Source organism: Micromonospora sp. WMMD729 (genome assembly GCF_049315225.1).
Taxonomy (GTDB): domain Bacteria; phylum Actinomycetota; class Actinomycetes; order Mycobacteriales; family Micromonosporaceae; genus Micromonospora.
Window position 1 is genome coordinate 2,944,206 of sequence record NZ_CP186059.1, and the last position, 19,108, is coordinate 2,963,313.

A 19,108-nucleotide genomic window follows, 5' to 3' on the forward strand; every position below is an offset into this window, starting at 1 on the left:
CTCCGTCGATGGAATCCGACCACGGCTGTCCAGGCGCGGCACCACCCGCCGGAGCCGCCGGGCTGACCACCGTGAAGATTATCAATTACGGTCACGGTGAGTCAACGCCCATGTTGGTCCCATCTCACCCATGAAATCGGTTCTGAACTGGTAAAACGTCGATCCGCTGCGGCGGGCTGCACAAGGGACGCATAGCTCATACACAGGTTGCGTCAACGCAGCGTCACCATTGGGCGTCCTCGGCCGGCCCGTCGCGGTGACGCCGCCGTGACGACGACTGCCGCATCGTGGCGGCAGTCGTCCAGCGCGTCCGAGAGGCCATCGGCCCCGCCCGGACGCCGTGGGGGGAGGCCCAGCCATGGACCGATCGCTGATCATCGCGAAGGTCGTACCGACCGCGCAGGAGCAGGTCGCCGAGATCTTCGCCGAGTCGGACGCGACCGAGCTGCCGCACCTGGTCGGCGTCCGGCACCGCGCGCTGTACCGGCTGCACGACCTCTACGTGCACCTGCTCGAGACCGAGCAACCGGCGCAGCCGGCGGTCGAGGCCGCCCGGGGGCACCCCGAGTTCGTCCGGGTCAGCGACCGGCTCCGGCCGTACGTCTCGCCGTACCTGCCGACCTGGCGCTCCCCGCGCGACGCGATGGCGCGCTGCTTCTACCGGTACGACGCCCCGGACGCCGGGGGGCGCTCGTGACCGCCGTCGCGGGGCAGGAGGAGCAACTCTGGTCCCGCTGCGCCGGCTGCGCGAGTCTGCTCTACCGCAAGCGGCTGCGCCGCAACCTGGACGTCTGCCCGGAGTGCGGTGAGCACTCCCGCCTCGGCGCGCCGGAGCGGCTGCGGCAACTCGTCGACCCGGGCTCCCTGCGCCTGCTGCCCGACCGGCTGCCCGAGGCGGACCCGCTGGACTTCGTCGACGTGCTGCCGTACCCGCACCGGCTCACCGCCGCCCGGGCCGCCACCGGCCTGCCCGAGGCCGTCCTCTGCGGCACCGGCACCATCGGCGGGCACCCGGCCGCCCTGGCGGTGATGGACTTCCGTTTCCTCGGCGGCAGCCTCGGCGCCGCGGTGGGCGAACTGATCACCCGTACCGCCGAGCGGGCGCTCGACGACCGGGTGCCGCTCATCCTGGTCACCGCGTCCGGCGGCGCACGGATGCAGGAGGGCGCCCTGTCGCTGATGCAGATGGCCACGGTCAGCCAGGCGATCGCCGCCCTGCGCGAGGCGGGCCTGCTCACCATCAGCGTGCTCACCGACCCGACCTACGGCGGCGTGGCGGCGTCCTTCGCCACCAACACCGACCTGGTGCTCGCCGAGAGCGGTGCCCGGATGGGCTTCGCCGGTCCCCGGGTGATCCGCCAGGTCACCGGTCGGGCCCTGCCGGAGGGGTTCCAGACCGCCGACTTCCTGCTGCGCCACGGGCAGGTGGACATGGTGGTGCAGCGCCGGTCGTTGCGCGGTCGGCTGGCGGCCCTGCTGGCCGCGGTCCGCGCCGGCCGTCCGGCGCGGACACCCGTACCCCGTCAGGAGCCGGCGCGGGACCACGAGCGCCTGGCCGACGCGGTCCCGCCGGCGGCGGCCGACGGGCAGCGACCGGCGGCCGACGGCGGCCCGCCGCCGGAGGTGGGCGACGCCTGGGACACCGTGCGCACGGCCCGCCACCCCGGTCGACCCACCACCCTGGACTATCTGGACTCGGTCTTCGACGGGTTCGTCGAGCTGCACGGCGACCGGCTCGGCGGGGACTGTCCCGCCATCGTGGGCGGGATCGCCCGGTTGGCCGGGCGGCACGTGATGGTGATCGGCCACCAGAAGGGGCACACCACCGCCGATCTGGTCGCCCGCAACTTCGGCATGGCCAGCCCGGCCGGGCACCGCAAGGCGTTGCGGCTGATGCGTCTCGCCGCCCGACTCGGCCTGCCGGTGGTCACCCTCGTCGACACGCCCGGCGCCGATCCGGGCATCAGCGCCGAGGAGCAGGGGCAGGCGGCGGCGATCGCGGAGAACATCCTGACCCTCACCGTGCTGCCGACCCCCGTCGTCACGGTGATCACCGGCGAGGGCGGCAGCGGCGGCGCGCTGGCCCTCGGTGTCGCCGACCGGGTGCTGATGCTCCAACACGCCGTTTACTCGGTGATCAGCCCGGAGGGCTGCGCCGCCATCCTCTGGCCGGACCGCTCCGCCGCCCCGCAGGCGGCCCGCGCGCTGCGGCTGACCGCACCCGACCTGCGCCGCCTCGGGGTCGTCGACGAGATCGTCCCCGAGCCGGCGACGGCCGCCCACGACGACCCGGCCGAGACCGCCCGGCGGCTGCGCGCCGCCCTGCTGGCCAACCTGCTGCCGCTGCTGGACGTGCCGCCCGCGATGCTGGTCCGGCTGCGACGGCAGCGCTTCCGCCGGTTCGGCGCCACCCGCGCCGGTGCCCAGGTGGGTGCCCGGTGACCGCCGGCGCCACGGTGTCCACCGCCGACGGTCCGAACGGCCGGGCGGACGTCGACGGGCAGCTCCCCACGGCGAATCCGGGGTCCGACCCGGACGGCGAGCAGGTGCTGGCCGGGCTTCGTCGACAGGCGCGGCATCTGCTCGCCGAGTTGGCCGGGCCGGTACGCCGGATCCGGTTGCGCAGCGGGGCGACCGTGCTGGAGATCGAGTGGCATCCGGACGAGGCGGTCGGACGGTCGGACGTACCCCCGCCGCTGCCGGTGGCCGCGCCCACGCCGCCGCCGACCGCGGCCGTGCCCGGGCCGCCGGCCGCGCTGATCCGCCCCCCGGTCCCCGGACGTACGGCGGTCCGGGCGCCGATCGTCGGCACCTTCTACCGCGCGTCGGAGCCGGGTGCGCGGCCGTTCGTCGCCGTCGGCGACCTGGTCCGACCCGGCCAGCCGGTGGGGATCGTCGAGGCGATGAAGCTGATGAACGAGGTGAGCGCCGAGCGGGCCGGCCGGGTCGTCGCGATCCTCGTCGAGGACGGTCAGCCGGTGGAGTACGACCAGCCGCTGGTCGAGCTGGATCCGGCCTGACGGCGGGGGTGCCCATGTTCGAGACCGTGCTGATCGCCAACCGGGGCGAGATCGCCCTGCGGGTGCTGCGGGCCTGCCGGGAACTCGGCGTCCGTACGGCGGTCGTCTACTCGGCCGCCGACGCGGACTCCGCGGCCGTCCGCCTCGCCGACCAGGCCGTGCGGATCGGGCCGGCGTCCAGCCGGCGCAGCTACCTCAACGCCGCCGCGATCGTGGAGGCGGCCCGCCAGGTCGGCGCGCAGGCCGTGCACCCCGGCTACGGCTTCCTCTCCGAGGACGCCGACTTCGCCGAGATCTGCGCGGACAACGGGCTGGTCTTCATCGGCCCGCCGCCGGCGGTGATGGCGGCGCTGGCCGACAAGTCCTCGGCCCGGGCCCTGATGAGCCGGGCCGGGCTGCCCCTGCCGGCGGGGAGCGTCGCGCCGGTGGCGACCGCCGCGGCGGCGGCCGAGGTCGCCGACTCCGTCGGCTATCCGGTGATCGTCAAGGCCGCCGCCGGGGGCGGCGGCCGGGGGATGACCGTGGTACGCCGTCCGGCCGAGCTGGCCCGGGCGTACGCGCGGACCCGGGCCGCCGCCCAGGCCGCCTTCGGCGACGACCGGGTGTACGTCGAGCGCTACCTCACCGAGGCGCGGCACGTCGAGGTGCAGGTGCTCTGCGACGCCCACGGCAACGGCGTGCACCTGGGCACCCGCGACTGCTCGGTGCAGCGGCGGCACCAGAAGCTCGTCGAGGAGGCCCCCGCGCCCGCGCTGTCCGCCGCGACGCTCGACGCCATCGCGGAGACCGCGCTGCGGGGCGCGCTGGAGGTCGGCTTCGTCGGCGCCGGCACGCTGGAGTTCCTGGTCGACGCCGAGGAACGCTTCCACTTCCTGGAGATCAACTGCCGGATCCAGGTGGAGCACCCCGTCACCGAGATGGTCACCGGGATCGACCTGGTGCACGAGCAACTGCACATCGCGGCCGGCGTGCCGCTGCGGTGGCGGCAGGACGAGATCCGCCTACGGGGCGTCTCGGTGGAGTGCCGGGTGAACACCGAGGACCCGGCGCGCGGATTCGCCCCCACTCCCGGACGGCTGGAGCGGTTCACCCCGCCGGGCGGCCCGTTCACCCGGGTGGACACCCACGCCCGCGCCGGCTACCTGGTCGGCCCCTGGTACGACTCCCTGCTGGCCAAGGTCGTGGTCTGGGCGCCCGACCGGGAGTCGGCGCTCAACCGGCTGGAACGCGCCCTGGACGAGTTCGACATCGCGGGTCCGGGCGTGCACACCACCATCGGATTCGTCCGGCGGGTGCTCGACGACGCCGGGTTCCGCAAGGGCCGCTACACCACCGGCCTCGTCGACCGCCTGCTCGCCGCGCCCGCGTCGCGGCCGGCGGCCACCCCCACACCCCGCGCCGCGCCCGCCGCGGAGCCCGACGTAACCCACAGGAGGACCCGATGACCGTCACCCATGGTCGCCCGATGACCACTGAGATCACCGACATCCTGGTGGCGCACTGCGGCCTGGACGCCGAGACCGCGGCCCGCTCGCCCGCCGCGTCGCTGGAGGAACTGGGCATGGACTCGCTCGCCCTGCTGGAGCTCTCCGCGGTCGTCGCCGACCGGTGGCAGGTGAGTATCGGCGAGGAGGCCGGGCAACTGAGCATCGCGGCGGTGGCCGACCTGGTCGCCCGCCGTGCCGACCCGCCCGGGCACACCGAGAACTCGGTGGTCATCGACGCGCCGCTCGCGCTGGTCTGGGACGTCACCAACGACGTGGCGAACTGGACCGAGCTGTTCACCGAGTACGCCGTGGTGGAGATCCTGCACCGCGACGGGCACACCGTACGGTTCCGGCTCACCATGTACCCGGACGAGAACGGGGTGGCGTGGAGCTGGGTCAGCGAGCGCACCGCCGACCCGGTGAGCCGTCAGGTGCGGGCGCACCGGGTGGAGACCGGGCCGTTCGAGTACATGCGGATCCACTGGCGCTACACCGAGGAGGACGACGGCACCCGGATGACCTGGACGCAGGACTTCGCCATGAAGCCCACCGCGCCGGTCGACAACGCCGCCATGACCGAGCGGATCAACACCAACAGCGTCATCCAGCTCGCGGTGATCAAGGATCGGGTGGAGCGGATCGCCCGGGAGCGCGCCGGCCAGGACGGCTCGGTTCCGGCGCAGGCCGGACCCGTCGACGGCGACGCCTCGGCGCAGGTCGGCGCCACCTCGCGGGAGGTCGGCGATGAGTGACCTGGGCACCCGGCTGATCGCGGCATCGGACGTACCGGCCGACCGGCGACGCGGCGGTGAGCTGCGGGTGCTGTTGGGCCCGCGCACCGTCGGCAGCACCTCCGGCTTCCTCGGGGTGGCGACCCTCGCGCCGGGGGAGCGGATCGCCGAGCACTATCACCCCTACAGCGAGGAGTTCCTGTACGTGTCGCGCGGCACGATCACCGTCGACCTGGACGACCAGCCCACCGAGGTGGCCGCCGGTGAGGCGCTGTTCGTCCCGGTCAACGTGCGGCACCGGTTGCGCAACACCGGCACCGAGCCGGCCGAGGTGGTCTTCCACCTGGGCCCCCTGGCCCCGCGCCCGGAGCTGGGGCACGTCGACACCGAACTGGTCGAACAGCGGGGTGGGTCGTGAGCGCGAGGAGTGAGCCGGGTTTGCGAGCCCCGCAGTCGCGAACAGGGGGTAACGCGGTGAGCGCGAGGAGTGAGCCGGGTTTGCGAGCCCCGCAGTCGCGAACAGGGGGTAACGCGGTGAGCGCGAGGAGTGAGCCGGGTTTGCGAGCCCCGCAGTCGCGAACAGAGGTGGCGTCGTGACCGGGCGACGCACGGTGGTGACCGGGGTGGGCGTGGTCGCCCCCGGCGGCGCCAGCCGGGACCGGTTCTGGAAGACCATCACCGAGGGGCGTACGGCCACCCGGCGGATCAGCTTCTTCGACCCGTCGCCGTTCCGCTCGCAGATCGCCGCCGAGTGCGACTTCGACCCGCTCGCCGCCGGGCTCACCGACGTCGAGCGGCGGCGCGCCGACCGGTACGTGCAGTTCGCGCTGGCCTGCTCCACCGAGGCCATCGCCGACGCCGGTCTGGTGCTCGACGACGCGGAGCGGGACCGCGCCGGGGTGGTGCTCGGCACCGCCGTGGGCGGCACGATGGCCCTGGAAGAGGAGTACGTGCGGGTCAGCGAGCACGGCCGGCGGTGGCTCGTCGACGCGACGCTCGGCGGCCCGTACCTGTACCAGGCGCTGGTGCCCAGCAGCCTGGCCGCGGACGTGGCCTGCCGGCACGGCCTGCACGGCCCGGCGCAGGTCGTCTCGACCGGCTGCACGTCCGGCATCGACGCCATCGGCTACGCCCACCAGATGATCGTGGACGGCGAGGCGGACATCGTGCTGGCCGGCGCGGCCGACTCGCCGATCTCACCGGTCACCGTCGCCTCGTTCGACGCGATCAAGGCGACCAGTCCCGACAACGACGATCCGGCGCACGCCTCCCGCCCGTTCGACGCCGACCGGCACGGGTTCGTGCTGGCCGAGGGCGCGGCCGTGCTGGTGCTCGAGGAGGCCGAGCACGCCCGCCGGCGCGGCGCCCACGTCTACTGCGAGGTCGCCGGCTACGCCAGCCGCAGCAACGGCTACCACATGACCGGGCTGCGTCCCGACGGGCTGGAGATGAGCCTGGCCGTCAGCGACGCGCTGCGGCAGGGCCGGATCATTCCCGAGCAGGTCTCCTACATCAGCGCGCACGGCTCGGGCACCCGGCAGAACGACCGGCACGAGACGGCCGCGTTCAAGCGGGCGCTGGGGCAGGCCGCGTACCGGGTGCCGATCAGCTCCATCAAGTCGATGGTCGGGCACTCGCTCGGCGCGATCGGATCGATCGAGATGGCCGCCTGTGCCCTCGCGATCGAGTTCGGGGTGGTGCCGCCGACGGCCAACTGGAGTACCCGGGACCCGGAGTGCGACCTGGACTACGTACCCAACGAGGCACGGGAGGTCCCGGTGAACGTGGCCCTCTCGGTGGGCAGCGGGTTCGGCGGCTTCCAGTCGGCGATGGTGTTCCGCCGGCTCCCGGCGGCGGCGTGAGCACCGCCCGGGCGGTCGTCACCGGCATCGGTGTGGTCGCGCCCAGCGGCGTCGGGGTGGACGCGCACTGGCGTACCGTCCTGAACGGCACCCGACGCACCGGGCCGATCACGCTCTTCGACCCGGCGGGCTACCCCACCCGCCTCGGCGGCGAGGTGCCCGACTTCGTCGCCGCGTCGTACGCCGAGAGTCGACAACTGGTGCAGACCGACCGGTGGACACACCTCGGCTTCGCCGCCACCCGCCTGGCGCTGGCCGACGCCGGGCTGCCCGAGCGGGCGCCCGATCCGTACGGCTACGCGGTGACCCTGGCCAGCTCGTCCGGGGGCAACCTGTTCGGCCAGCGGGAGCTGCAACGGCTGTGGGGCGGTCCGTCGCGCACCGTCGGCGCGTACCAGTCGATCGCCTGGTTCTACGCGGCCAGCGTCGGGCAGCTCTCCATCCACCACCAGTTCAAAGGGCCGAGCGGGGTGCTGGTCGCGGAGGCGGCCGGCGGGCTGGACAGCCTGGCGCACGCCGCCCGGGCGGTACGGCGGGGCACACCCGTGGTCATCGCCGGGGCGACCGAGTGTCCACTGAGTCCGTACGCCCTGGCCTGCCAGCTCCGCTCCGGGCTGCTCAGCGACGTGGCCGACCCGGAGCGGGCGTACCGGCCGTTCGACGCGACGGCCAGCGGCTACCTGCCGGCCGAGGGCGGCGCGGTGTTCGTGGTCGAGGAGTTGGGCCACGCGCTGGCCCGGGGCGCCCGGATCTACGGCGAGGTCAGCGGCTGGGGCGCCACCCACGACGCCGCGCACACCACGGCCGACAGCGCCGGCGACCCGATCCAGTACGCGCGGGCGATGCGGCTGGCTCTGGACCGGGCCGGCGTACCGGCGACCGGTGTCGACGTGGTGCTGCCCGACGCCCTCGGGGTGCCCCGCTACGACCGCAGCGAGGCCGCGGCGCTGCGCGCCGTGTTCGCCGACCGGCCGCCGCCGGTCACCACCCAGAAGCCGCTGACCGGCCGGGCCCACCAGGGCGGCTCGGCGCTGGACGTGGCCACCGCGCTGCTCGCGTTCGCGCACGACACGCTGCCCGCCTCGGTCGGCCCCGACGAGGTCGCCGACGGGTGCGAGCTGGACTTCCTGCGCGAGCACCGCCGGCCGCGCAGCCGCCTCGCGCTGGTCTGCGCACGGGGCTTCGACGGGTTCAACAGCGCGCTGGTCCTGCGGGGCGCCGCGCCGACGGAAGGAGAGACGCCGTGAGCGAACAGCGGGCCCGAGTGGTGTTCCTGGTGCGGGTGCCGGCGCCACGTACGGAGGCGTTCCTCGCCGCGTACGAACAGATCCGGCACCTGGTCGCCGACGGCGTGCCGGGGCACCTGGTCGACCAGGTGTGCCGCTCCTCCACCGACCCGGAGCAGTGGCTGATCACCAGCGAGTGGGCGAGCCTGGCCGACTTCGAGGCGTGGGAGCGCACCGAGGAGCACCGCGACCTGGTGCGGCCGATGCGCGAGTGCTTCACCGACGCCCGTTCGCTGCGCTTCGAAATCCACGCCCAGACCCCCGAGCGCGTCGCGCTGCCGTAACCACCCCTCCTTGTGCGTCGATCTTGCAGATTCTGTTGTTGATACGCCGACGAATGTGGCCTATGTCTGCGCAGAACGTGCAAGATCGACGCGGGTGGCGTTGCTCCGGGGCCTTAACGTACGGCGTTATGGGATTCGTGGATGTGGTGCTCGCCGCCGCGGTCGCCGTGGCCAACCTGGCTGTCGCCGCCATGCTGCTCGCCCGGAGCCGGGGCGGCGCGACCACGCCTCGAATCTTCGGCCGTGCGCAGCCCGTTCCGCGCCTACGGGCCGTGATGCACGCCTGCCTGGGTTTGGGGCTCGGCGTCGGCTGGCTGGTCAAGGACGTCTTTCCTGCCGGCTCCACGGCGGACGCGGTGGTGTACGACGTGACAAGGGTCCTGCTGGCGGGCGTTCTCGTCGCCGCCGTACTGGTCGCCGTCAAACACCCGCGACCGACGCGGGACAGGGTGGCCCGGTCGTAGCGAGCGCGACTCTTCGGCTCGGCGTAGGGTCCCCGGTCCATGAAGGTGCTGATCTCCGTGGACCTGGAAGGCATCTCGGGGATCGTGCATCCCACCGAGACGAATCCCGATCGGTACGACTACGAGCGCGGTCGGACCGCGATGACCGCCGAGGCGAACGCGGTCATCGCGGGCGTCCTCGATGCCGCGCCTGACGCCGTGGTGTGGGTCGCCGACGCGCACGGGTCGTTCCGCAACATCCTGCCGGAGGACCTCGACCGCCGTGCTCACCTGGTGCGCGGCAGACCCCGTGCGCTGGGCATGCTGGCCGGGCTGGACGAGCACACCGACGCCGTCATGTTCATCGGTTATCACGCTCGGGCCGGTGCCGGCCCTGCCGTACTGGCCCACACGATGAGTGACGCGATCCTCGACGTGCGCGTCGCGGGGCGCTCGCTGGGCGAGATCGGTCTCAACGCCGCGATGGCGGGACATGTGCCGGCTCCGGTGGTGCTGCTCAGCGGGGACGACGCCGCCTGCGCCGAGTTCGGTGAGCTGGTGCCCTCGGCGGTCACGGTCGCCGTCAAGCAGACCCTTGGCCAGGCCGCCGCGGTCGCCCTGCATCCGCGGGAGGCGCGCGAGCGGCTGCGTCGCGCTGCCGCCGATGCCATCACCCGACGCGCCTCGATTCGCCCGTGGACGCTGGCCGGACCGTTGGACGTCGAGGTGGACCTGTACGGCCCCTACATGGTCGACCTCGCCGTCCTGGTGCCGGGTGTGGCCCGGGTCGGCGGCGGCCGGACGGTCGCCTTTCGCGCCGCCGACGCCGCCGAGGCGTACCGGCTCGTCCAACTGCTCGTCCAACTCGCCAGCATCAAACCGGGCTGACGCGGAAAGCGACCGACAGGGCCACGGAGACTCAGTCGAGTGACCAACTCGTCAGTTTCAGCGGATTGAGCATCAGCCACACGTTCGTGATACGTCCGGCGCTGACGTCGAAGGTGGCCATTCCGTAACGACGCTCCCCATCAGTCAGCATGTATCCGAGACCGTCCGCCGTGTCGCGTCGCTCAAAACGGAGGGCGGGTTGCTTGCGCATCACTCCCATGAGCCACCGCGCCACATGGTCCGAACCACGGACAGCTTGACGTGCGGCATTGACGAATCCGCCGCCGTCCACTCGCAGTTCGACATCTGGGGCCAGCACGCGCAACAGTTCTTCGATCTTTCCGCCAACCGTTGCGTCGCGGAATGCCCGAACGACTTCATCATGCTGTCGCGGAGAAACCTGTGCTCGCCGTCCCCCTCGAACGTGCTGACGTGCGGACGTCGCCAATTGCCTCACGGCGCCGGGTGAACGGCCTACCACACCGGCAATCTCGCCGAACGGCACGCCGAAGACATCATGCAGGACGAACGTCACTCGCTCCGCTGGGGTCATGGATTCGAGAACCGTCAGCAAAGCCATGCTGACGGTTTCGTCGAGGGAAACGCGATCGAGCGGATCGGCGGCGATATGACCGGAGCTCGTCGGCTCCTTCGCCGCGTCCGCAAAAAGGTCGGCCGGGACCGGCTCCGGTAGCCATTGTCCGACGTACGTCTCCCGTCGTGCCCGCGCGGAGCCCAGCATGTCGAGTGAGATCCGGCTCGCGACTCGCATCAACCACGCAGCGGGCGTGGCGATCGCCTCGCGTTCCTCGGCCTCAAGGCGGTACCACCTGACATACGTCTCCTGTACGACATCTTCCGCGTCGGCCAGGGTACCCATCATGCGAAACGCCAGCGACATCAAGTGGCGTCGTTCGGCGGCGACGGAATCGAAAGCCCGCGCTTCATCGCGCTCGGCTTCTCCGGACCCTGCGGATTCGACAGGAAGATCTTCCGACATCAGGCGCCCTTGTCAGACGGTGGGGATCCCGGAAATGGGGTACCGCACGGTGCCTACCCGGTGGGCGCCACGGGGAACCATGGCATCAGGTGCCCCTTCCGCGTCCACGGTCACGACCTCGCGGTCGTCGCCACGGTCAGCCAGCGTGGCCCGGAAGAGGTCATCGTGGTAGAAGCGGTCGGGCCCGGCGATCTCGACCTCGCTTCCCGGCTCCAATGTCGTGGCAGCCTCGGCGAGCAGCTCGATGACCTCGTCCAGCTCGACGGGCTGGATGAACGACCGGGGAGCGAGGACCTTGCCGTCCGCCGTGTGCTGGTCAATGAGGACGGGAATGTAGCTCTGGAACTGAGTGGCTCGGATGATGGTCGCGGGAATCGAGCCGGATCGTGCGGCCTTCTCTTGGGCTACCTTGCCGAGGTAGTACCCAATCTCAGACGCGTCTCCTTGCCCCACGCCGACGATGGAGAGCAGGACGTGACGACGCACACCTGCCCGCTCACCCTCCGCGTCCAGATTGTTGATCGATCCCTCGAAGAACGAAATTGCCCCCTCCGCGTCAAAGCGGGGGGTGTTCAGGACGTTCACGATGGTGTCGACCCCGACGAGGGCCTCGGCGAGCCCTTCGCCGGAGATCGCGTCGATCCCGTCATCGAGTCCTCCCGAGACCACCTCGACGCCCCTGGCCTCCAGCTTGTCAGCAAGGGGGGAGCCGACACGGCCGCGCCCGCCAGCGATGAAAACCTTCACTTTCTACTCCATTCCGGGCCACACGTCGCCGCCCTCACCAATATGACGACGTAGGCCAGGGATATGTCAGGCTTCGAGGCAAATCGGGCTGAGAGCCCCTCAGCGGCTGCGACCGGCGGGGCAGCTGAGGCGGACCGCGCCGCCGACCACCGCCGTGACCCACTGGGAGCGCGTAGGGTCACCGGGTCATGAAAGTACTGATCTCCGTCGACCTGGAGGGCGTCTCCGGGATCGTGCATCCCACCGAGACGAATCCCGATCGGTACGACTACGAGCGCGGTCGGACCGCGATGACCGCCGAGGCGAACGCGGTCATCGCGGGCGTCCTCGATGCCGCGCCTGACGCCGTGGTGTGGGTCGCCGACGCGCACGGATCGTTTCGCAACATCCTGCCGGAGGACCTCGACCGGCGTGCCCACCTCGTGCGCGGCAGACCCCGTGCGCTGGGCATGCTGGCCGGGCTGGACGAGCACACGGATGCCGTCATGTTCGTCGGTTATCACGCTCGTGCCGGTGCCGGCCCTGCCGTGCTGGCCCACACGATGAGTGACGCGATCCTCGACGTGCGCGTCGCAGGCCGGTCGCTGGGCGAGATCGGTCTGAACGCCGCGATGGCGGGACATCTGAAGGCTCCGGTGGTTCTGCTCAGCGGAGACGACGCCGCCTGCGCCGAGTTCGGTGAGCTGGTGCCCTCGGCGGTCTCGGTCGCCGTCAAGCAGACCCTGGGCCAGGCCGCCGCGGTGGCCCTGCATCCGCAGGAGGCGCGCGAGCGGCTGCATCACGCTGCCGCCGATGCCATCGCCCGACGCGCCTCGATTCCCCCGTGCACCATGACCGGGCCGTTGGACGTCGAGGTCGACCTGTACGGCCCCTACATGGTCGACCTCGCCGTTCTGGTGCCGGGTGTGGCCCGGGTCGGTGGCGGCCGGACGGTCGCCTTCCGCGCCGCCGACCGTCAGGCGGCGATGAGGCCCCTGGCATCTTGACAGAATTGGCGGACCGCCGGGGTGCGTCGGTACGGAGACAGCGCGCCAACGAGGTTGCGGACGTGCTTGATACACCTGGCAGAGGTGACCTGGCCGGTCAGGGTCTGGACGGCCTCGTCGCCGAGGGCGAGTGCCTTGTCCAACTCGGGGTTTTCTTGCTTGACGTATGTGGTTGCGAGCAGCGCGTTCCGCAGAGCACCTTCGCGGGTGTACTCGTTGCTCTGGAGCCGTAGTGCTGACCGCAGATGCTCGCGGGCACGTGGCCAGTCTTCGAGCTTCACGAAGCAGTAGCCGGCCTGTGCGTGGGCCTGTGCCTCGTTGACCCAGTAGGACCAGTCGGGGTCGCCGTGCTGCGGTCGGCTGTCGGTGAATCTGTCGAATGCGTTGTCGAGGGCGCGGCGGGTTTCGGTCATCGACCGGCTGTTGGCGTAAGCCTCCGCCGCGCGCAGATCCAGGATTGTTGTCACCTTGGGGCTCGTACTGGGGTAGCTGGCCCGCGCGGTCTCGGCGAGAGTCACTGCTTGGCGAAGCTGACCGAGATCCTTGGCCTGGCAGGACATGAAGCCGAGGATGTTGGCGCCGAGTCCGCGGTCACCCGCAGCATTCGCCTGGTAGAGCCCGGCAATCCAGAATCGTTGCGCCTGGGTGTGATGGCCGCCGTCGAAGGAGAGCCAGCCGGCGAGACGCAACAGCTCACCGGCGGTGCCGTGTAGGCGGCGGCCGACCGTGTCGCTGTAGCTGCGATCGCGAAGCGCCCCGACCACGGCGCTCAGGTGCTGGCGGACGAGGCCCAACGTCTCGCCGCTGCCGAGATGGTCATCCATCCGGCGCAGGCTGGCGGTCACGGCATCCAAGTGGTCTACGACTTCGGCGGACAGAGGGCGGCCCACTGCCGAGGCGATGTCCGGTGGCGGCTCGGCGATCATCCATTCGTGCGCCGGTGAGGTCAGGGCGGAACCGAGCAGAGTGAGGAACATCCGTCGGTGCATCATCCCCTCAGGTTCGTTCACCACCTCGGCTGCCCGCAAGGCCCCGTCTGAGGACCACGGCAGGTCCAAACCGGTGGAGGCGGGGGCTGCCTCGAACCCGTCGTCCGGCCAGCCCAGTTCATCGAGACCGATCCGCCGTTGCAACTGTTCGGACAGCAGCGCCGTGGTCAGCGAGGGCCATGGGCTGCGGGGAACGTCGCCCCTCTTCCACTTGTACGGCGTCTTCGGGTGCAGCCGCTCTGCACGTCCGTATCGCTCGGCGCACTGATTGAGACGTCGAGCGAATTGCTCCGGCTGCCAGCCCACCTCAGCCAACAACCGCGTCAACGCCTCTCCGCTGGGTGCCATCCTCCGACCCCTCCTTACGCGTAGCGGTCGCCACACGAACAGTAGCGAAGCGGACCGACAAGAGGGGGCGTGGCACGAGTTCGCACCGATAGGCACCGAGCGCACCTGCTTGCACGGCGCGGTGGACAGGGTCCACTGGATGAGTCGATCGGCTGTCCCGCCGAGATCGAGTTCGCCTGGCGGGTCGAGGGACGCCGTTGTACCCAAGGTGAGGTGCCGTCATGGTTTCCGGAGTTGTGGTGATGGTGTTCGGTGGTCTGGTGCCGGGGTTCCTGCTCGGGCTCTGGGCCTTTCGGGTGAAGTCGAGATGGTGTCCCCACTGCGGTCAGCCCACTCAGCCGCTAGCGCAGGGGCGGGGCCGGTGAGCCGGCCCGCCCTGGAGCGTGACGAGCCGGTCGGGCGGCGGGTGGCCCGGTGGCGGGTGCGTCGCCGGATGACCCAGCAGATGCTCGCCGACCGGCTGGGCAAGTCGAAGAGTTGGGTCGACAAAGTCGAGCGCGGCGTACGCCGCCTGGACCGCTATCCGGTCGTGCGGGAGATCGCCGAGGTGCTGCGCGTCGACCCGGCAGTCCTGCTTGAACCCGGTCAACCATCGCCGGTCGTGGCCAAGGGCCTGGACGGCGTGGACGGGGTACGCGGCGCCTTGGCTCACTACCACCAGCGGCCAGCCCGTGCCGTCGCTGCCGACGAGGTGCGGCGGCACATCGCGCACGCGTGGCTCACCTACGAGCATGCCCACTATGCCCAGCTGCTGCGGGCCTTACCTGCCCTGCTCGACGCCGCCCACGCCACACCTGCCCTGCTGGTGCCCGCGTACCGGGTCACCGCCGGCGTGCTCGTCAAACTCGACGAGCCGGACCTCGCGTGGCTCGCCGCCGACCGGGCCGTCGCCGCCGCCGGCGACCCCGTCCACGCCGGAGCCGCCACCGTCAGTGTCGCGCAGGCGCTGCGCGCCCTGGGCCGTGACCGCCTCGCCCTCACCGCGGCCGTCGCCGCCGCAGGCACCGCCGCCGATGTTCGGGTACGCGGAACACTGCTGCTCCAGGCCGCGATGGCGGCTGCCGGCTGCGGCGATCACCGGTGTGCCGGCGACCTGCTCGACCACGCCGCTGCCCTGGCCGACCGCCGGATGGGCAGCGACGATCCGCACCACACCGCGTTCGGCCCCGTCGTTGTGCTGCTCGCCCGCTTCCTCGCCGCTCTGCGCCTCGGCGACACCGACCTGGCCCTGCGCCACCACCGGACCGCTGTCCGTCGCGACGACTGGTCCCTGCTGCCCGCCGAGCGCCGGGCGGCGCACCTCGTCGACGCTGCCCGCGCCCACCTCGACAGCGGTGACGTCGCCGGGGCCGGGCGCGCGCTGGCCGACGCCCACGTCATCGCACCCGGCGAGATCCGCTGTCGCCCTGCCGCCCGTACCCTCATCGCCGAGATCGCCCATCGTGGCCCGGCGGCTGCCGGCGTGGCCCGGCTGGCCGACCTCATCGGCCTCTCCCGTGCCTGATCGACTCGGCTTCCCGGAAACCGTGGTGTCCGAGCGGGTGGGACAGCCCGGCTTGCAGGAAGCCGAGTCGATCATGAGTTGGAGCGGTATGTGGCAATCGGTCCGGGCGCTCAACTTGATCTAGCCATTTGCATCTAGCGATGCCCAGCGCGGCTGTCGTAGGGTTCCGGCAGCACCTCGAAAGATGCCGGAAATTGGCTCCTATGCCCTACTTTGCGCTGCGCGTCGAATGGTGGGGGCAATGAATCATTTCGCCGAAAACCTTACGGTAGATGACCCAGGCTGGGTGGACGAAGTCCTGTTCGCCGGCCGTCCGACCGATGTTTGTCTCCGCCTGCCGGAGCCGATCGACCGGGCCACCCTGCACCGGTTGGTGACCGCCGCGCAGGACCGGCTGACCGCTGCCGGACTGCGTCCCGGTGGCGCCGCCGCGCTGCGGTTGCCGCCGTCGCTGGCGTACGTCGTCAACCTGCTCGCCACCTGGCGGGCGGGCGCGCAGGCCATCCTGCTCGACCACCGGCTGACCGACCACGAGGTGGACCGGGCGCTGACCCGACTCACCCCGCAGGTGGTCGTCGCGCCGCTGCGCACCGGCGGTGGCGCGTTGAAGGTGTTCGTCGACGTCACCGAGAGCGTCACCCGCTACGCCGACCGTCCGGCCGTCAGCGGCCACGCCGTGATCCAGCTCAGCTCCGGTTCGACCGGCCCGTCCAAGGTGATCGGCCGGACCGCCGCCGACCTGGTCGCCGAGGTGCGCCGCTACACCCGGATCGACGGGGTGGCGCTGCCCGGCGAGCGGATCATCCTGCTGCCCTCCATGGTGCACGTGCTGGGTCTGGTCGGCGGCCTGCTCTACGGGCTGCACGCCGGCGTGGAACTGGTGCCGCCGCAGCGCCTGGGCGGCGACGCCGTCCTGGCCGCGATCGCCGCCGAGGAAACCCCGGCCACTGTGCTGGGCGTGCCGTTCCACATCGGTCTGCTCGCCTCCAGCCGGCCGACCGGCCCACTGCCGCAGTTCCGGCGGATGACCACCGGCGGCGAGCTGGTTCCGGCCGCGGTGGCCCGGGCGTTCACCGACCGGTACGGGGTGCCGCTGGGCAACATGTACGGGATGACCGAGGTCGGGGTCATCGGCACCGACCTGTACGGCGTACACCGCCCGTCGATCGCCCCCGTGCCCGGCATCGAGGTCCGCGAGTCCGGCGGTGAGCTGTGGGTGTCCTGCCCGGCGTCGCCGTACGTCGGGCTGAGCGACCCCACCCGCTGGGCCGACGGCTGGCTGCACACCCGTGACGCCGGCACTGTCGACGCCGACACCGGCCTGGTCACCGTGCGCGGTCGCCTCGACTCGCAGGTCTCCGTGGGTGGCCTGAAGGTCGACCTCACCGAGGTCGAGGCCACCGTGGCGGAGCTGCCCGGCGTGGCCGCCGCCGTGGTGGTCTGGGACGACGGCATCATCGCCTACGTCCAGCCCGACGGCCCGCTGTCCGAGGAGATGCTGGACAAACTCCTCGCCGAACGGTTGGCCGGCTACAAACGACCCCGGGTGCTGCACCTGCTCGACGCGTTGCCCCGCACCACCACCGGCAAGCTGGTCCGCTCGACGGAGGCGCTGCGGTCGGCGGTGACGTCGTGACCGGCCCGCTGCGCCAGCTCGACGCCGCCACCCGCGCAGACACCCGCGCCGCCAGCCGCGCAGACACCCGCGCCGCCAGCCGCGCGCGGCGACCCTACGGCGGGATCCGGCCGACCGCCGGTGTCCCGACCGGCCCCGACCTACGCGGTGTCCCGATCGGACACCGTCACCTGGCATTCGCAGAGAGGGTATCCATGAGAGCCGAGGTCCGCGCCTTCGTCGTCGAGCAGCTCGTCGACATGAACTACGACGTCGAGGGGCTCGACGACGACACCACGCTCGGCCCGTCCGGCGTCGACCTGGAATCGCTGGCCCTGTCCGACCTGGCCGTCCGGGTCGAGGACCACTTCGGTCTGACGTTCGCCGACGACGAGTCGGAGAAGCTGGCGCTGATGACGGTCGGCGAGTTCACCACGATGGTCGCCGACCGCGTCGCCGAGGCGAAGCGCGACGACGTCTGATGACCGGTCAGCCCGACCTGGGGCGAGCTGACCTGCTGACCATGCTCGCCGAACTCACCGCGAAACCCGCCGACGAGGTCCCGGACCGGGTCGGCTCGATGGAACTGGCCTGGCTCGTGCACCTCGTCGAGCAGCGCTACCAGCGTCAACTCGACCTCACCGACGACGACCTGGCCAACATCCGTACCGTCGACGACGCCCTGACGGTCCTGCGGGCGTCGTTGACCGCTCCCGCAGATGGCTGAGCCGCCCGTCGTCCAGCTCGCCGGTGTACACGCGGTCAGCGCCCTGGGTCGGGGCGCGGAGGCGCAGCTCGCCGCCGCGCCGGCCTTCGGTCCGGTCCACCGCTTCGACACGGCCGCCCGCCGGGTCACCGTGGCGGCCACCCTGCCCGAGGTCGGCACCCTCGCCGACGAACTGGCCGACGCGATCGACGCGGCCTGCCGGTCGGCCGGCCTGGACCGCGCCCGGCGTGCGGAGTCCGCACTGCTGCTCGCCGTGCACGGCGGCCCGGCGCCCGGCGTCGAGCCGGTCCCGTCCGCGCTGGCCGGCCGGCTCGCCGTCCGATGTGGACTCTCCGGCCACACCCGGGTCTACACCAGCGCGTGCGTGTCGGCGAGTACGGCGGTTGCCGACGCCGCCACCCTGATCAGCCGGGGGGAGCTGACCCGGGTGGTGGTGGCCGCCGGCTACCTCGTCGAGCCGGACCAGTTCGCGCTCTTCGACGCGGGCCGCGCCCTCGCCGACGACGGCGCGGTCCGCCCGTTCAGCGCCGGCCGCCGGGGGCTGCTGCTCGGTGACGGCGTGGCCGCCGTGGTGGTCGAGTCCCGTGCCGCGGGGCGGCGCGGCGTGGAGCCGGTGGTGACCGTCGCGGGTTGGGGCCGCGCCGGGGACGCGTACCACCCGTGCCAGCCGGACCCGACCGGGGCCGGGCTGGCCCGCGCGGCCGGCGCCGCGCTGCGCCGGGCCGGACTGCCACCGCAGGCGGTCGGGTACGTCAACGCCAACGCCACCGGCACCGCGCAGAGCGACGCCGCCGAGGCCGCGGCGCTGCGGCGGGCCCTCGACGGGTACGCCGCCGAGGTGCCGGTCAGCTCCACGAAGGGGTTGCACGGGCACGCGTTGGAGGCGTCCGGGCTGCTCGAACTGGTGGTCACGGCGATGGCGCTGCGGGCCGGCGAGTTGCCGGTCAACGCCGGCTGGCAGGCCCCCGACGAGGCGTGCCCCCTCAACGTCATCACCGGCGCCCCGCGCCGCACGACGCCGACCCACGCCCTCACCCTCAACGCCGCCTTCGGCGGGGCTAACACCGCCCTCCTGGTCGGCGTGCCATGAGCACCCACAGCACCCCCTCACCCCTGCCCATCCCCTCGCGATCTTGCACTTCCTGTGGCGACATAAGGGGCGAAGAACGCAGTCCGACCGCAGAAACTGCA

21 protein-coding genes are annotated in these 19,108 nt (G+C 72.1%); 18 read left to right on the plus strand and 3 right to left on the minus strand.

Annotation, left to right across the window (positions count from 1 at the left end; genetic code table 11):
* Window positions 1-358 precede the first annotated feature (358 nt).
* The 11 genes from ACN263_RS13540 (at window position 359) to ACN263_RS13590 (ending at window position 10,001) form a co-directional block, all read left to right on the plus strand.
* Window positions 359-697 (plus strand): TcmI family type II polyketide cyclase, encoded by a 339-nt coding sequence (locus ACN263_RS13540; RefSeq protein ID WP_422740152.1) that lies wholly within the window; start codon window positions 359-361, stop codon window positions 695-697.
* The gene (locus tag ACN263_RS13545; RefSeq protein ID WP_422740153.1) at window positions 694-2,442 is read left to right on the plus strand and encodes an acetyl-CoA carboxylase carboxyltransferase subunit alpha; all 1,749 of its coding nucleotides are present in this window, start codon (window positions 694-696) and stop codon (window positions 2,440-2,442) included. Before ACN263_RS13540 ends, ACN263_RS13545 begins: the two co-directional genes overlap by 4 nt.
* Window positions 2,439-3,020, plus strand: a complete 582-nt coding sequence (gene accB / locus ACN263_RS13550) for an acetyl-CoA carboxylase biotin carboxyl carrier protein (RefSeq protein ID WP_422740154.1) — start codon at window positions 2,439-2,441, stop codon at window positions 3,018-3,020. The genes ACN263_RS13545 and accB overlap by 4 nt, the downstream gene beginning before the upstream one ends.
* 14 nt (window positions 3,021-3,034) lie before the next feature.
* Window positions 3,035-4,465 carry an acetyl-CoA carboxylase biotin carboxylase subunit gene (locus tag ACN263_RS13555; RefSeq protein WP_422740155.1) on the plus strand — a complete coding sequence of 477 codons (1,431 nt, stop codon included), beginning with the start codon at window positions 3,035-3,037 and terminating at the stop codon, window positions 4,463-4,465.
* Window positions 4,462-5,259: an SRPBCC family protein gene (locus tag ACN263_RS13560; protein ID WP_422740156.1), complete on the plus strand. Its 798-nt coding sequence runs from the start codon at window positions 4,462-4,464 to the stop codon at window positions 5,257-5,259. Before ACN263_RS13555 ends, ACN263_RS13560 begins: the two co-directional genes overlap by 4 nt.
* Complete coding sequence (locus ACN263_RS13565; protein WP_422740157.1) at window positions 5,252-5,656, plus strand: cupin domain-containing protein; 405 nt, start codon at window positions 5,252-5,254, stop codon at window positions 5,654-5,656. The genes ACN263_RS13560 and ACN263_RS13565 overlap by 8 nt, the downstream gene beginning before the upstream one ends.
* A 175-nt stretch (window positions 5,657-5,831) precedes the next feature.
* The gene (locus ACN263_RS13570) at window positions 5,832-7,100 is read left to right on the plus strand and encodes a beta-ketoacyl-[acyl-carrier-protein] synthase family protein (protein ID WP_422740158.1); all 1,269 of its coding nucleotides are present in this window, start codon (window positions 5,832-5,834) and stop codon (window positions 7,098-7,100) included.
* The gene (locus ACN263_RS13575; RefSeq protein WP_422740159.1) at window positions 7,097-8,347 is read left to right on the plus strand and encodes a beta-ketoacyl synthase N-terminal-like domain-containing protein; all 1,251 of its coding nucleotides are present in this window, start codon (window positions 7,097-7,099) and stop codon (window positions 8,345-8,347) included. Before ACN263_RS13570 ends, ACN263_RS13575 begins: the two co-directional genes overlap by 4 nt.
* Entirely contained in the window at window positions 8,344-8,670 is a 327-nt protein-coding gene (locus ACN263_RS13580; RefSeq protein WP_422740160.1) for an antibiotic biosynthesis monooxygenase family protein, read from the plus strand. The genes ACN263_RS13575 and ACN263_RS13580 overlap by 4 nt, the downstream gene beginning before the upstream one ends.
* 128 nt (window positions 8,671-8,798) lie before the next feature.
* Window positions 8,799-9,134, plus strand: a complete 336-nt coding sequence (locus ACN263_RS13585; protein WP_422740161.1) for a hypothetical protein — start codon at window positions 8,799-8,801, stop codon at window positions 9,132-9,134.
* A 39-nt stretch (window positions 9,135-9,173) separates the two neighbouring features.
* A complete protein-coding gene (locus ACN263_RS13590; RefSeq protein ID WP_422740163.1) occupies window positions 9,174-10,001 on the plus strand; it encodes a M55 family metallopeptidase in 828 nt (275 codons plus the stop codon).
* 31 nt (window positions 10,002-10,032) lie between these two features.
* Here ACN263_RS13590 and sigJ read toward each other — a convergent pair whose 3' ends face one another.
* Window positions 10,033-11,001, minus strand: a complete 969-nt coding sequence (sigJ, locus tag ACN263_RS13595) for an RNA polymerase sigma factor SigJ (RefSeq protein WP_422740164.1) — start codon at window positions 10,999-11,001, stop codon at window positions 10,033-10,035.
* Between the two features lie 12 nt (window positions 11,002-11,013).
* Entirely contained in the window at window positions 11,014-11,748 is a 735-nt protein-coding gene (locus ACN263_RS13600; RefSeq protein WP_422740165.1) for an SDR family oxidoreductase, read from the minus strand.
* A 233-nt stretch (window positions 11,749-11,981) separates the two neighbouring features.
* On the opposite strand from ACN263_RS13600, the gene ACN263_RS13605 reads away from it, so the two are divergent.
* Complete coding sequence (locus ACN263_RS13605) at window positions 11,982-12,734, plus strand: M55 family metallopeptidase (protein ID WP_422740166.1); 753 nt, start codon at window positions 11,982-11,984, stop codon at window positions 12,732-12,734.
* Here the strand turns inward: ACN263_RS13605 and ACN263_RS13610 are convergent.
* A complete protein-coding gene (locus ACN263_RS13610; RefSeq protein WP_422740167.1) occupies window positions 12,704-14,071 on the minus strand; it encodes a hypothetical protein in 1,368 nt (455 codons plus the stop codon). The two genes, ACN263_RS13605 and ACN263_RS13610, sit on opposite strands and share 31 nt — an antisense overlap.
* A 242-nt stretch (window positions 14,072-14,313) precedes the next feature.
* On the opposite strand from ACN263_RS13610, the gene ACN263_RS13615 reads away from it, so the two are divergent.
* From ACN263_RS13615 to ACN263_RS13640, 6 genes are all read left to right on the plus strand, one after another.
* Entirely contained in the window at window positions 14,314-14,436 is a 123-nt protein-coding gene (locus ACN263_RS13615) for an NADH pyrophosphatase zinc ribbon domain-containing protein (protein WP_422740702.1), read from the plus strand.
* Window positions 14,433-15,575: a helix-turn-helix domain-containing protein gene (locus ACN263_RS13620; protein WP_422740168.1), complete on the plus strand. Its 1,143-nt coding sequence runs from the start codon at window positions 14,433-14,435 to the stop codon at window positions 15,573-15,575. The genes ACN263_RS13615 and ACN263_RS13620 overlap by 4 nt, the downstream gene beginning before the upstream one ends.
* Before the next feature lie 241 nt (window positions 15,576-15,816).
* Window positions 15,817-17,211 (plus strand): class I adenylate-forming enzyme family protein, encoded by a 1,395-nt coding sequence (locus ACN263_RS13625; RefSeq protein WP_422740169.1) that lies wholly within the window; start codon window positions 15,817-15,819, stop codon window positions 17,209-17,211.
* Between the two features lie 194 nt (window positions 17,212-17,405).
* Window positions 17,406-17,672: an acyl carrier protein gene (locus ACN263_RS13630; protein WP_422740170.1), complete on the plus strand. Its 267-nt coding sequence runs from the start codon at window positions 17,406-17,408 to the stop codon at window positions 17,670-17,672.
* Window positions 17,672-17,917 (plus strand): acyl carrier protein, encoded by a 246-nt coding sequence (locus tag ACN263_RS13635; RefSeq protein ID WP_422740171.1) that lies wholly within the window; start codon window positions 17,672-17,674, stop codon window positions 17,915-17,917. Before ACN263_RS13630 ends, ACN263_RS13635 begins: the two co-directional genes overlap by 1 nt.
* Window positions 17,910-19,007, plus strand: coding sequence for a beta-ketoacyl synthase N-terminal-like domain-containing protein (locus ACN263_RS13640; protein ID WP_422740172.1), 1,098 nt, complete (start codon window positions 17,910-17,912; stop codon window positions 19,005-19,007). The genes ACN263_RS13635 and ACN263_RS13640 overlap by 8 nt, the downstream gene beginning before the upstream one ends.
* Window positions 19,008-19,108 lie beyond the last annotated feature (101 nt).